Source organism: Vibrio lamellibrachiae (assembly GCF_050337265.1).
Classification (GTDB): domain Bacteria; phylum Pseudomonadota; class Gammaproteobacteria; order Enterobacterales; family Vibrionaceae; genus Vibrio; species Vibrio kyushuensis.
Genome location: NZ_JAKJSU010000011.1, coordinates 52,082 through 66,252, shown reverse-complemented (window position 1 = coordinate 66,252; position 14,171 = coordinate 52,082). Strand labels below are relative to the sequence as shown.

Sequence of the window (14,171 nt, the reverse complement as noted above, 5' to 3'; positions counted from 1 at the left end):
ATTCAATCCGGTTATTTAGGGAGCGCTTTAACAACGTGTTCCTTGACCTCTCTTTCAGGCACTTGGTATAGGTTCTTCTCAAATCGACTAACCACTTCAGATGCAGGCAGTGGCTTATCAAATAAATAACCTTGGAACTGATCACAACCCAGTTGTTTTAAGGCATGCAACTCATATTGATCTTCCACCCCTTCCGCAATCACTTCCAAATTCAATCGTCTCGCTGTCATCACTATGGTGTCGACGATGGCCTGATCACTTTCATCTAGATGCAATTTAGTCACAAATGAGCGATCAATTTTAAGTACATCAGCTGAAAGTAGCTTTAGATATCGCAGTGATGAGTAACCAGTCCCAAAATCATCAATGGATATTTTTAGCTGATGCTCTTTAAGTAATGCCATCTTTTGAATGGCACTTTCTACGTTTTCCAGTAATAAGCTCTCTGTTATTTCAAGCTCTAGGTGTTCACCAGTAATGCCTGATTGAGAAAGCGCTTGAGTGATGTGTTCGACAAAAGAGTCTTTGGAAAATTGTAGAGGACTGATGTTAATCGCTAAACGACGAAAAGTACTAGGCAGTACGCCCTGTTTCTTCCATATTGAGTATTGATAACAAGCCTGCTCAATGATCCAATCACCGATAGGTAGGATTTGCCCCGTCTCTTCTGCGATAGGCATAAACACGCCCGGCGGTAGCAAGCCTCTCTCTGGGTGATTCCAACGAATTAGAGCTTCTACGCCGACAATTTGATGTTTCTCATTCACTTGAGGCTGGTAGTAGAGTTCAAGCTGATCCTTATTGAGAGCCTCATGAAGACCTTTTTCAATTTCCAGAAAAGATTCGACCTGAGCCTGCATTTCAGGTTCATAAAACATGTAGTTATTTCTACCTGAACCTTTTGCTCGATATAAAGCCGTATCCGCTTGGCGCAGGACATCGATATTTGTACTGCCTACCGAAGGGAAGACGGAGATACCAATGGTGACGGTACAATATAGTTGGTGCTCATCAATAGAGTAGGGGTTGGAAATCAACGCCAATAGCTGTTTTGCGATATCAGCGGCTTTGTCTGTGGTGAGGTGAGGAATTAAAATGACAAACTCATCACCACCAATTCTTGCAGCGATATAATCTTCTTTTAGCCAAGCTTCTAAGCGCTTAGAAATCGCTTTGAGTAAGTTATCTCCAATAGTGTGGCCCAATGAATCATTGATGGTTTTAAAGCGATCAAGATCTAGGTAGAACAAGACACCTGTTGAGTTTGTTCTATTTGCTTCGTCGATATAGTCACTCAATGTTTGTAGTAGTAGCGCTCGATTTGCCAACCCCGTTAGTGTGTCGTAGTAGGCTAACTGATTTAATTGAGCTTCAGCAGCTTCTCGTTGTTGCCATAAATTATGAAAAGAAACAGCAAGCTCTCCGAGTTCGTCGTGGTGTTTTTGGGCGGGAATCGGGACTGAACTGTCTTTATCTTGCAGCGACTTAACCCATGTAATTAAAGTGACAATTGGCTTAGAGAGTTTGTAGTAGAAAAAAGCCAATAAAATGGTAGTCAGTAGTATGTTTCTAATCAAATCAAATAAGATGGCTTGAGTCATCTTAGTTAAAAAGTTCTCGGCAATATTGGTACCGTTAACTGAGAAGCTTAATTGTCCAACGACCAGCTTTGAATTAGGTTGGTGTAGCGCTGTTTTATATACGGGAGCAGTAGGTGTTAAATAATCAGATAAAACTTGAATAATAGAGCTTTGTGAGACGATTTTACGTTCGTTCTCAGTTAGGGTGTCTCCAAAATCGTCAATTATTTCAACTCGATAAATGGCATTGTCCATCATGAGGCTTGAGGCGACTTGTTCTGCAAGTAAGTGATTGAGATGGTAAGCGGCTTGGCTGGCATTTGAGTAATTTTGTAGTAACTTGAATTGGTAGTGTTCTTCAATACGCGTTTGCTCTTTATGAAGGTCAACCAATATATGATAAAAACTAAAACAGAGCCCCAGTATCACAGATACTAGAAATACGGTTTTTGCTTGACGAAATGCGAGAGAATTTATCTGTTTGGATTTATACATAGCTACTTTAAGTTCCACCTACTTACTTAGTTATAGCCCATAATCATCGATAAATTAACAACAAAGCGCATTGAAAGGAATTAATCGTGCCTGTAGTCGGGCTTTAGTTGCTCAAAGTGCAAATATAAGCGAGAATATCGCGCAAAATTGAATCGAACTGCTAGCTCGGCACTGTTTCTTTGTCACCTTAGCTCACTAGCCCAAAAGAAGACCTTTTCATGTCAAATACTCCATTTATTGGTGAAGTTTCTAAACGTAGAACGTTCGCTATTATCTCTCACCCGGATGCGGGTAAAACCACCATTACTGAAAAAGTATTGTTGTTCGGAAACGCTATTCAAAAAGCGGGAACGGTAAAAGGTCGTGGCTCTAACCAGCATGCAAAATCAGACTGGATGGAGATGGAAAAAGAGCGTGGTATCTCGGTAACAACCTCAGTAATGCAGTTTCCATACAATGAGTGTTTGGTTAACCTTCTCGATACTCCTGGGCACGAAGACTTCTCAGAAGATACCTACCGAACGTTAACTGCGGTTGATTCTTGCTTGATGGTGATTGATGCAGCGAAAGGTGTCGAAGATCGTACTCGCAAACTGATGGAAGTTACTCGTCTACGTGATACGCCTATCGTTACCTTTATGAATAAACTTGACCGTGATGTTCGTGACCCAATGGAAGTGCTCGATGAAGTTGAAAGCGAGCTAGGTATGGCTTGTGCTCCTATTTCATGGCCAATAGGTTGTGGTAAAGAGTTCAAAGGTGTTTATCACATTCACCGTGACGAGACGATTTTGTATGAGTCTGGGCATGGTCATGAGATTCAGGAAGTTCGCACAATTAAAGGTCTAGATAACCCTGAGCTTGATGAAGCTGTCGGTGCTGATCTTGCTGAAAGTGTTCGTGAAGAGATTGAACTTGTTATGGGTGCATGCCCAGAGTTCGATCAAGAGCTTTTCTTAGCGGGTGAATTAACGCCTGTCTACTTTGGTACAGCACTGGGTAACTTCGGTGTAGATCATATGCTAGACGGCCTAACAGAGTGGGCTCCTGGTCCTCAAACTCGTCAAGCGAATGAGCGTGAAGTGGTCGCGACTGAAGAGAAGTTTTCTGGCTTCGTATTTAAGATTCAAGCAAACATGGATCCTAAACACCGTGACCGCATTGCCTTCATGCGCATTGTGTCGGGCACTTACAATCAAGGTATGAAGATGAATCATGTTCGTACTGGTAAGAGTGTCAGTATTTCAGATGCCGTTACCTTTATGGCTGGTGATCGTTCTCGTGCTGAAACAGCGTACGCAGGGGACATCATTGGTCTTCATAACCACGGTAAGATTCAGATTGGTGATACCTTCACTCAAGGTGAAAATCTGAAGTTCTCGGGGATTCCTAACTTTGCTCCTGAACTGTTCCGTCGTATTCGTCTTCGTGATCCATTGAAGCAAAAGCAGCTTCTAAAAGGGTTAGTTCAGTTATCAGAAGAGGGCGCTGTTCAAGTATTCCGTCCACTGCAAAATAATGATCTCATTGTTGGCGCGGTAGGTGTTCTACAGTTTGATGTGGTTGTTGCTCGTCTGAAATCTGAATATAACGTTGAAGCGATTTACGAAAGTGTGAACGTTGCAACAGCTCGTTGGGTTGAGTGTGATGATGATAAGAAGCTTGAAGAATTTAAGCGTAAGAGCCAAGCGAATCTAGCTTTGGATGGTGGTGATAATTTATCTTACGTCGCACCAACGATGGTGAACTTGAACTTAGCGAAAGAGCGTTTTCCTGATATTGAATTCCGAGCGACTCGCGAACACTAATATTCTTCATATTTGATACTGTAGCTGCGTTAACTACGCTCAGCTTCCCTAGTCACATAGTCTACTATGCTCCTAGGGTAAGCTTCGCTTGTTGCCTTGCTACAGCAGCAACTATTTTGAATATTTGGTTTAAGAATCTGCTTGCTTTAGATACAAAAATGCCGCTGTTTATTAATAAACAGCGGCATTTTTTCGTCTATCGGAAGGGGGTTATTTCTTCTTGGTGTTCTTTTTCTTAACGACCTTTTTCTTTACATCTTTCTTCTTTTTCTTGGTCGATGTTTTTTTATGTTGAGGACGCATCTCTTTAATGAAACGCTCTTTAATATCTTCATCAATATAACGAGCGACACGTTCAAGCATTGCTTGGTCGTGTGCTTCTACGATTGAGAGTGCGTTACCTTTTTTACCCGCACGAGCTGTACGACCAATACGGTGCAGGTAGATATCTGCTGAACGTGGCATGTCGTAGTTAATAACGTGGCTTACGTCAGGAAGATCGATACCACGAGCGGCAACATCGGTAGCAAGTAATACGTTCACAGAGCCATCGCGGAAACGAGCAATTGCGTTGTTGCGACGATCTTGTGGCATTTCGCCTTGGATCCATGCACAAGGGATCTGCGCTTTTTCAAGCTCGATACGCAGTTCTGCTAATCGTTCGCGAGTTTTCAAAAATACGATAGAACGTTCAGCTTGATCGGTTAGGATCTTTTTAAGTAGTGCGAGTTTGTGTTCCATGCTATCGGCACGGTGATACCACTGAGTGATCTTTTTGCGCTCACGGCGAGAAGGTTCCGCTGAAACTTCTGCAGGGTTTTTAAGAAGATCGGCAGTGAAGCCTTCAACGCCGCGACCTTCTAACGTTGCAGAGAATAGCAACGTTTGCTTACGCCAGCGACACTCTGCGGCTAAACGGTCTACGACAGGAGCAAAACCCATGTCCAACATGCGATCGGCTTCATCTAAGATTAGCCATTCAATAGCACGACAATCAAAACGCTCTGATTCAATGTATTCCATTAAACGACCCGGCGTTGCAACGACGATATCTTGAGTTTGAGCAAGAATGTCTGCGTGTTCTTGGTATTGCACACCACCAGTAATGGTAAATACGTTTAAACGTGTGTTTTTTGCCAGTGCACGCGCTTGATCGGCCACTTGCATCGCAAGTTCACGTGTTGGTACTAAGACCAAAACACGAGCTGGACCAGGCCTTTTACGAGGAAAGTCGAGCAAGTACTGTAGGGCCGGAATGGCAAACGCTGCGGTTTTACCTGTCCCTGTAGGAGCAGAGGCAAGAATGTCTTTACCGTCTAAAGCTTGTGGGATCGCATCTTCTTGAATTTGTGTTGGGCGCTCAAAACCCAGCTCTTCAATAGCTGTAATAAGGGTTTCGTCTAGATCAAGGTCAGCAAAAGTTCTGATCACTATAGTATCTCCACAAGCCGGTAGGCGTGTTATGGCAAAATTTAGGTCGGATATTATAGATGTATTAGTGATTATGATCACATGATATTTCTACATCTTTAGATAAAAGTTATGAGTTAAGGCGCGAAACGTAGCGCTGTATTGTCCATCGGCGTGGATGATTAACTCACTCTCTTCAGTCTCTCTTGCTACTTTACTTAATTCTATCAACAGCCTAGATGTGTTTTTCTTCTCGGTTGTTTTCACGTGACAGACACGTACAGCATGCCAATTTAACAATTTAGCCAGTTCAATAAATTGCTTTCCTTCATATAACGGCAAGATAAAACTGGCTGTAGCGAGAGGTGTTGTTAGGTCAAAACAGCGTTGAAGCAATGTTTGGTGATCCAGAGTGTCGGTATGTCTGGCTTTGGCTCGTTGATTGACTTGAGATTGCTCTCCAGAGTTGAAATATGGAGGGTTACATATAATCGCGTCATACATCGACTCCATGCTTGTCGCTAAAATATCACCTTCGATTAGTTCTAAACGATCATTCCACGGTGATTGTTGAAAGTTGTGTAGTGCACTTTCAATCGCATGCTGATCAATATCAATCGCTGTGACTTTTAGAGTTGAATTTCGTTGTGCACTCATCAGAGACAATAGACCGGTTCCCGTTCCTATATCTAGTAGGGTTTGAATGCCATCTAGCCTTGTCCAAGCACCTAATAAAACCCCATCGGTGCTGACAGGCATGCCTGATTGCCCACCGTAGATGGAAAACTGCTTAAAATTAAAGTCTTTAGTATTTAACGTGCCACTCTTCATGATTATTTTGCTTTCTAACTCTTTGTCGGTAAGTTTGTCTGTTGTTAATTTAATGTTTGGTTTTTTATTCTATTTGTTTTCTAACAGGTAGCTAAGTTGATCTTATTTATATTCTGGAAATTTATAATTAACCAGTGTTATCAACTGCCTTATTGTTGAAAGTGTAGATTAATATTGTGTTTTTTTCTTTAAGGTTGCCAATTGATAAGTGTTTCTTCATTATTCGCGACCAAATTAAAGTGTATTGTGCTGATTAAGCGCACATATGCAAATACAATATCGTTCAACATTATAGTAAGGGTTAGCTGTGAAGCAGACTTTAAAATTGACAGACATTATAGCCGTTGGCTTCATGCTGTTTGCTTTCTTCTTAGGAGCAGGCAACATCATATTTCCACCATTGGCAGGGCAATTAGCGGGCGAGAACTTAATGCCAGCGATGCTTGGTTTTCTACTGACAGCAGTAGGCCTTCCACTTATTACCATTATTGCCGTGGCTAAAGCGGGCGGTACATGGGAACACCTTACGAAAGATTTACCAGTACGCGCAGCAACAATTATTGCAGTACTTATTTTTATCATCATCGGCCCTGCTTTTGCTGCCCCTCGTACTGGTTTAGTTGCTTACGAGATGGCGATTCGTCCATTTTTAGCCGATGCTGCTCAATCTGATCTCGCACTATTCTCTATTGCCTTTTTTGCCATCGCTATGTTCTTTGCTTGGTCTCAAGGACGCTTAATTGATGTGATAGGTAAGGTACTTACGCCTGTTCTGTTCCTCGGTCTCATTATTTTAGCTGTTGCCGTTTTTGTCGATCCACAAGGTGAGATGATTGCTGCTCAAGGCGACTACGCGACACAACCACTAACCAAAGGTTTCTTGGAAGGCTACAACACGATGGACACATTTGGTTCGTTGATGTTTGGTATGCTAATCGTTGACGCTTTACGTAATAAAGGGATCACGGAGCGTAGCGCGACAGCTAAGTATCTTATTACATCTGCTTGTATTGCAGCGGCTGGTTTGGCGTTTGTCTATATCTCTCTTTTCTACTTGGGTGCAACAAGTGCTGTAGTTGCTGCGGGCGCAGATAACGGTGGCGCTGTACTGAGTTTATACGTTCAGGCTCTCTTTGGTCCTTATGGTCAGATTGTTTTGTCTGTGATTGTTCTTCTTGCGTGCCTAACCACCGCGATTGGCCTAATCTCAGCATGTTCAGACTACTTTAGCTCTCTTACATCTGTCTCTTATAAAAAATGGGTACTTATTATTGGCAGTATTTGTGCAACCGTAGCGAACGTTGGGTTATCTCAGTTGATCACACTGTCTGTACCTGTTCTCTTTGCGCTTTACCCAGTCGCCATTGCGCTAGTTGCGTTAGCATTTGTGCGTGACAGATTGCCAAACCCAGAAGTTGCTTATCGTGTTGTGGTACTGGTTGCATTAATCTTTGCACTAATTGACGCTGCGAAAGTAGCGGGTGTCGATGTTTCTGCATTGAATATGTTGCCGTTATTTGAGATTGGTATGGGATGGTTATTGCCTACATCTGCAGCCATCGTATCTATGTTCTTCATTGGTAAATCAGTTGAGCAAGAGTTAACGGAAAAGACCGCTTCATAAGCGTTTTTTTTAGTAACAATGAACAAAGGCTGATGAATACATCAGCCTTTTTTATTTCTATTTCCATCGGTTTTTTCTGTATCTTCATCACATTTTTGAGTAAACTTCTTCGGTTAAATTCTACTCATAACCGATGAGCTAAAATGTTTGAAATCAATCCTATAAAAAACCGTCTTCAGGATGTGTCTGAGCGCACAAATATCCTGAGGGGGTACCTTTGACTATGACGCAAGAAAAGAGCGTCTAGAAGAAGTAAATGCAGAGCTAGAACAACCCGATGTATGGAATGAACCAGAACGTGCTCAAGCACTTGGTAAAGAACGTGCATCACTAGAAGCGATAGTTGAAACGATCGATTTACTTGACCAAGGTGTTGAAGATGTCGATGGCTTACTTGAGCTTGCGGTTGAAGAAGGTGATCAAGAAACGTTTGACGAAATTGAACCAGAACTTGCAGAGCTTGAAGAGAAGCTAGGCAAACTTGAGTTCCGTCGTATGTTCTCAGGTGATCATGACGCGTCAGATTGCTACATCGATTTACAATCAGGTTCTGGTGGTACAGAAGCACAAGATTGGACTTCAATGATGCTCCGCATGTATTTGCGTTGGGCTGAAGCGAAGGGCTTCAAAACCGAAGTTATCGAAGTATCTGATGGTGATGTCGCCGGTCTTAAAGGCGCAACGATACGAATCTCTGGAGAGTATGCTTATGGCTGGTTACGTACTGAAACAGGCGTACACCGTTTAGTTCGTAAGTCTCCGTTTGATTCTAGTGGTCGTCGCCATACTTCATTTGCTTCTGCGTTTATCTATCCAGAGATTGATGACAACATTACGATCGATATTAACCCATCTGATTTACGTATTGATGTTTACCGAGCTTCAGGCGCGGGTGGTCAACACGTAAACACGACTGAATCGGCGGTACGTATTACTCACGTCCCGACAAATACAGTCGTTCAGTGTCAGAATGATCGTTCTCAGCATAAGAACAAAGACCAAGCGATGAAGCAGCTGCGTGCTAAGCTTTTTGAACTTGAAATCCAAAAGCAAAATGCTGAAAAACAAGCAAGCGAAGAAACAAAATCAGACATCGGGTGGGGCAGCCAAATCCGCTCTTATGTGTTAGATGATTCTCGCATTAAAGATTTACGTACAGGCGTTGAAAACCGTAACACTCAAGCGGTTCTTGACGGTGACTTAGACAAATTTATTGAAGCTAGCCTGAAATCAGGTTTATAAGCTTACACCGACAGATAGGGTCCTTTGAAAATGACTGATGCTACTCAAAACGAAAGCACACAAGAAGCTTCTTCACCTGAAGAAAACAAACTCATTGCAGAGCGTCGTGGAAAATTAGATCACATCCGCCAGAACTGTAGTGCTAACGGTCACCCGAATGATTTCCGTCGTGACAGCCTTGCTGGCGATCTGCAAGCTGAGTTTGGTGAAAAGAGCAAAGAAGAGCTAGAAGAGCTTAACCACATTGTTGCCATTGCTGGTCGTGTAATGGCTAAGCGTGGCCCATTCCTAGCGATTCAAGAAACATCTGGCCGTATTCAAGCATACGCAGCGAAAGACGTACAAAAAGTACTGAAAGAGAAGTACCAAGGTCTTGATATCGGTGACATCATTGGTGTTAAAGGTGCACTTCATAAATCAGGTAAAGGCGATCTTTACGTGAACATGGAAGAGTTTGAACTGCTGACTAAAGCACTTCGTCCTTTACCAGAGAAGTTCCACGGTTTAACTGACCAAGAGATGCGTTACCGTCAGCGTTACGTTGACCTAATCGTTAACGAAGATTCTCGTAACGCATTCATCGTGCGCTCGAAGCTTGTCTCTTCAATTCGTAACTTCATGAGCTCAAAAGGCTACCTAGAAGTTGAAACGCCAATGATGCACGTGATCCCAGGTGGTGCGACAGCGCGTCCATTCATCACTCACCACAATGCACTAGACATCGACATGTACCTACGTGTTGCACCAGAGCTTTACCTTAAGCGTTTAGTCGTTGGTGGTTTTGATCGTGTATTCGAGATCAACCGTAACTTCCGTAACGAAGGTCTGTCTCCACGTCACAACCCAGAATTCACAATGATGGAATTCTACCAAGCGTACTCTGACTACAAAGATCTAATGGATCTGACAGAAGAGATGCTAAGCACGGCTGCAATGGACGTTCTAGGCTCTACTTCAATGCCTTACGGCGACGAAACTGTTGAGTTTGGTGGCACTTACGCTCGTATGAGCATGTTCGATGCAATCAAGCACTACAACCCTGAGCATGCTGAGATTCAAGCACTAACAGAAGCCGATCTGCAAGACCGTGAGAAGATGGTAGCTATCGCTAAATCTGTACACGTAGACGTAGAAACGTTCTGGACATGTGGTCAACTTCTTGAAGAGATCTTTGGTGAAACGGCAGAACCTCAGCTAATTCAACCAACGTTTATCACTGGTTACCCTGCGGATATTTCACCACTGGCACGTCGTAGCGACAACAACCCATTCTTCACTGACCGTTTTGAGTTCTTCATCGGTGGTCGTGAAGTAGCGAATGGTTTCTCTGAGCTTAACGATGCACAAGACCAAGACGAGCGTTTCAAAGCGCAAGTGAACGCAAAAGATGCAGGTGATGATGAGGCAATGTACTACGATGCTGACTACATTACAGCACTAGAGCACGGCCTACCGCCAACAGCAGGTCAAGGTATTGGTATCGACCGTCTAGCGATGCTATTTACAAACACGCACACAATCCGTGACGTGATCTTGTTCCCGGCAATGCGTCCTCAAGCATAGAGTGATGTTTGCTAGAGTAATACTGATTAAGTAGTGCTTTGGGTAAGAAAATCTAATTGATGAAACCACCTTCATGGTGGTTTTTTTGTATCTGATTCTTATCACATTATTGAGTAAGAACGGTGTCTTATGAGTCTGGTTTTATAGTTTGTTTGAATGTATATTGAGTAAATAGTTGTATGATTGATTATTCGAGACCTAGTCTTAGTATTGAGACAGATTATCTCATCAAGTCTCGATAATGTAGCGGTTGATGTAGATTGATATGTGTTGCAGGGCTCACATGCGTGCAACTATAAATAAGAAATCAATATAAGGAACATAGTAATGGGTAGTCAATTCCGAATGGATTCTGTCCCTGGTTCACTTGTCGTTGTTGGTGGGACATACGAACCTTGGCTTTCAGTGTTGGAGCAAGTCGGATGGCGTTGCACTTTATGTGCAGATTTACGTAAGGCTGATGTACTCTTTAGTGAGACTGGACCATGTATTGGTATCGTAGATTTAAGTCATGATGAATTTAGCCTTAATGGTATTGCTAATCTAGTAAGTAAGCATAAGCAAGTTCGTTGGCTAGCGTTTATACGCGAATCTCAACTCAGTTCAGACACCATTTGCCAGTTCATTGTTAACTTTTGCATTGATTTCTTTACCTCTCCCATTCCTGACGCTCAGTTAATGAGTACGATTGGCCATCAGTTGGGGATGCTCAAGCTTGAGAAGAAAGTGTGGCCTAATTATGGTTCAACCAATGATATGGGCTTAATTGGGGATTCAATACCAATGAAGCGACTTCGCGATCAAATCAAGCGTATTGGTCCAACAGATGTATCCATTCTTATCTATGGTGAAAGTGGAACAGGGAAAGAGACCGTTGCTAGAGCCGTCCATAAAACGTCGGCTCGCTCTCAAAAAGAGTTCATCTCTGTTAACTGTCGTGCCATGTCAGAAAGGCGCATAGAGTGCGACCTTTTCGGTATTGATCAGGAAGATAACACTCAAATTTCAATGCTTGAGAAAGCTAACGGTGGAACAATTCTGCTCAATGATATTTTGACCTTACCTAAAAGTCAGCAGCTTAATCTATTACGATTTTTACAAGATGGAATGGTTGATACCCTGAAAGGGCAAAAAGAGGTTGATGTACGGATCTTGGCTGCAAACTCATCAGATATTGAGAAGGCGCTTATCGATGGTGACTTTAATGAAGAGCTCTATCATTACATCAATGTGTTACGTATTAATGTGCCAAGCATGAAAGAGAGGGCGGGCGATGTGGCCATTTTAGCTCGTCATTTCTTACAAGAGTACTCAAAAGAATTCAATGCTCAAGCCCGTAGCTTTTCTGAAGACGCTATCCGAGATTTAACACGTTATCATTGGCCTGGAAATATTAGAGAGCTGATGAATCAGGTTAAACGTATTGTATTGATGTCTGATAATGTCATGATTGGTGAGGCCCAGCTTGAACTGCCAAAACGAAACGATGGTAAACGAAGCTTAAAGAGTATTCGAGAGCGAAGTGAGCGAGATGCTCTGCTGCTGGTTTTAGAGTCTCATTCAGGGCAGGTATCAATTGCAGCTAAAGAGTTGGGCGTATCTCGTGCGACGATGTATCGTTTGTTAAACAAACACAATCTAATTACAGAAGATGCTGTGACTTAATAATAGTTCTCTCACTATAAATGCTGTAGATACAGCATCCTACTGAAGCCACGCTATAATCGCGTGGTTTTTTAATACCAATTATTATGTTGGTAAATTGTTATTGGTTTGGTGAATGTGTTGTTTTTGCCCCGACTCCTTTTAGAATATTAGAGTAATAAAATGTTTTTCGTTTAATTTATAAACAGCTGTTGAATTATTATCTCAATTGCATAGAATTTAACCGTGAGCAATAGCTTCACACCACACATTTCTTTGGATTTATTATTTAGTTAGGAGGTACAGATGAAACATTTATCAATCATTCATTTTGTTTGTACTTCTGTTGATCAAAATATGGCGATGGCCATAGATGCCTGTAATTTCATGATGGCATCAGATCGAACCAAATCAACTAAATAACGAATCCGTAACCTTGTTTTGGCTGCGGGAAATGGCAGCAAAACAGGGATCATTATATTCTCCCCAAGGCCACTTCCCCAGTTACGTTTATTAAACTGGAGAATTACTATGCGTCATTCAATTTATCTAAAACTTGCTACTTTACTTGTACGTGCTGATCTTCGTCGAGAAGAGCAAACGTGGAAGCGAAAACTGCGTCGAAGCACCTACGATATTCCATGGGAAAACACACATCTGTTACGTGATATTGGCCTAGAGTCTGATGGTCGCCCAATTGGTTTTACAGAGCCGGATGCAGTCAAAGCGGAACGTCGTGTTCGTCATCTTCGCCGAGTTTTAAGTGCGCGAATAGCGACGTAATCGATAGGGGTAGGCGCTTCACCTACCCCTAGCTATCAATGTTAAGGACAAGGGTTGGAATAAGTCGTACCAACCTCTTGTAAACCCTGAAGCAATTCATCACTAAGAACGACATCTAAACTATCAATATTCATTTTCAACTGTTCCATATTTGTTGCGCCAATAATGTTGGAGGCAACAAATGGGCGTTGATTTACGAAAGCCAGAGCCATCTGAGCAGGATCAACGGAGTGTTTGTTGGCAAGATCAACATACGCTTGAGTCGCCGCAATTCCTTGTGGTGTGAAATAGCGAACAAAACGTTCAAATAGGCTACAACGGGCATCTTTTGGCTTTTGGTTATTGAGGTACTTTCCACTTAAGCAACCAAACGCAAGTGGTGAGTAGGCAAGTAACTTCACACCTTCATAGTGGCTAACCTCTGATAAGCCGACTTCAAAACTGCGGTTGAGCAGGTTATAGGGGTTTTGTATGGACACTATTCTTGGCAAGTCGTGTTTTTCCGCAAGTCTAAGTAAGCTCATTACACCCCATGGTGTCTCATTAGAGACTCCGATATAACGAATTTTTCCTGCTTTCACCAGTTCTGTCATCGCTTCGAGTGTTTCGATAAGAGTTACTTCTTGTTGCTCAGGTGTGTCTGGGTAGTTTAATTGGCCGAAACAGTTTGTTTGTCGCTGAGGCCAGTGTAATTGATAGAGATCGATATAGTCTGTTTTTAGTCGTTTTAAGCTATCATCAATGGCTTGATGAATGTTTCTTCTATCGAGACTCATATTGTCTCGAATATAAGGTACGTTGCGCGGGCCTGCCACTTTAGTTGCCAAGACAACCTTTTCTCGTTTACCTGATTTATCAAGCCAGTTTCCTATATAGCTTTCAGTCAACCCTTGTGTCTTCGCCTTTGGGGGAACAGGGTACATCTCTGCGGTATCAATGAAGTTGATGCCTCTTTCAAGAGCATAATCTAATTGATTTGAAGCATCTGCTTGGCTGTTTTGTTCACCAAATGTCATGGTGCCTAAGCAGATCTTGCTCACTTCTAAGCTTGAGTGTGGCAATTTAGTGTATTGCATTGTACGTCCTTGTGAATCTTATCGGCATGCATCCAATATAAGTGAAACCAACTTAGGATCAAACGTATTGATGTAAGAATTCGCAAAAGTGAAGTCTTTGTCTAGAATGGTAATT

10 protein-coding genes are annotated in these 14,171 nt (G+C 42.4%); 6 read left to right on the top strand and 4 right to left on the bottom strand.

The features are described from left to right. Window positions 1-11 precede the first annotated feature (11 nt). Window positions 12-2,075 (bottom strand): EAL domain-containing protein, encoded by a 2,064-nt coding sequence (locus L4C54_RS18460; protein ID WP_428809384.1) that lies wholly within the window; start codon window positions 2,073-2,075, stop codon window positions 12-14. A gap of 218 nt (window positions 2,076-2,293) precedes the next feature. Between L4C54_RS18460 and prfC the strand changes: the two genes are divergently transcribed. Next, window positions 2,294-3,883: a peptide chain release factor 3 gene (gene prfC, locus L4C54_RS18455; RefSeq protein ID WP_428803262.1), complete on the top strand. Its 1,590-nt coding sequence runs from the start codon at window positions 2,294-2,296 to the stop codon at window positions 3,881-3,883. Window positions 3,884-4,093: 210 nt separating this feature from the next. On the opposite strand, the gene srmB is transcribed toward prfC, so the two are convergent. Both srmB and L4C54_RS18445 read right to left on the bottom strand, forming a co-directional pair. Next, window positions 4,094-5,314 carry an ATP-dependent RNA helicase SrmB gene (gene srmB, locus L4C54_RS18450; RefSeq protein WP_428803263.1) on the bottom strand — a complete coding sequence of 407 codons (1,221 nt, stop codon included), beginning with the start codon at window positions 5,312-5,314 and terminating at the stop codon, window positions 4,094-4,096. A gap of 90 nt (window positions 5,315-5,404) precedes the next feature. Further along, complete coding sequence (locus tag L4C54_RS18445; RefSeq protein ID WP_428809311.1) at window positions 5,405-6,124, bottom strand: tRNA1(Val) (adenine(37)-N6)-methyltransferase; 720 nt, start codon at window positions 6,122-6,124, stop codon at window positions 5,405-5,407. 307 nt (window positions 6,125-6,431) lie between these two features. On the opposite strand from L4C54_RS18445, the gene brnQ reads away from it, so the two are divergent. The 5 genes from brnQ (at window position 6,432) to L4C54_RS18420 (ending at window position 12,980) form a co-directional block, all read left to right on the top strand. Further along, window positions 6,432-7,748 carry a branched-chain amino acid transport system II carrier protein gene (gene brnQ, locus L4C54_RS18440; protein WP_428803265.1) on the top strand — a complete coding sequence of 439 codons (1,317 nt, stop codon included), beginning with the start codon at window positions 6,432-6,434 and terminating at the stop codon, window positions 7,746-7,748. A 143-nt stretch (window positions 7,749-7,891) separates the two neighbouring features. Further along, window positions 7,892-8,990, top strand: a protein-coding gene (gene prfB, locus L4C54_RS18435) for a peptide chain release factor 2 (RefSeq protein WP_428803266.1) whose coding sequence is annotated in 2 segments (ribosomal slippage) — window positions 7,892-7,966 and window positions 7,968-8,990 — 1,098 coding nt in all. Because the reading frame shifts where the segments join, the coding sequence is not laid out codon by codon here. Between the two features lie 30 nt (window positions 8,991-9,020). Next, on the top strand, window positions 9,021-10,553 hold the full coding sequence (gene lysS / locus L4C54_RS18430; protein WP_428809310.1) for a lysine--tRNA ligase: 1,533 nt from the start codon (window positions 9,021-9,023) through the stop codon (window positions 10,551-10,553). Between the two features lie 327 nt (window positions 10,554-10,880). Then, the gene (vpsR, locus tag L4C54_RS18425; protein ID WP_428809309.1) at window positions 10,881-12,218 is read left to right on the top strand and encodes a cyclic-di-GMP-binding transcriptional regulator VpsR; all 1,338 of its coding nucleotides are present in this window, start codon (window positions 10,881-10,883) and stop codon (window positions 12,216-12,218) included. Between the two features lie 510 nt (window positions 12,219-12,728). Beyond that, window positions 12,729-12,980: a DUF1127 domain-containing protein gene (locus L4C54_RS18420; protein ID WP_428803269.1), complete on the top strand. Its 252-nt coding sequence runs from the start codon at window positions 12,729-12,731 to the stop codon at window positions 12,978-12,980. Window positions 12,981-13,021: 41 nt separating this feature from the next. Here L4C54_RS18420 and L4C54_RS18415 read toward each other — a convergent pair whose 3' ends face one another. Next, the gene (locus tag L4C54_RS18415; protein ID WP_428809308.1) at window positions 13,022-14,056 is read right to left on the bottom strand and encodes an NADP(H)-dependent aldo-keto reductase; all 1,035 of its coding nucleotides are present in this window, start codon (window positions 14,054-14,056) and stop codon (window positions 13,022-13,024) included. Window positions 14,057-14,171 lie beyond the last annotated feature (115 nt).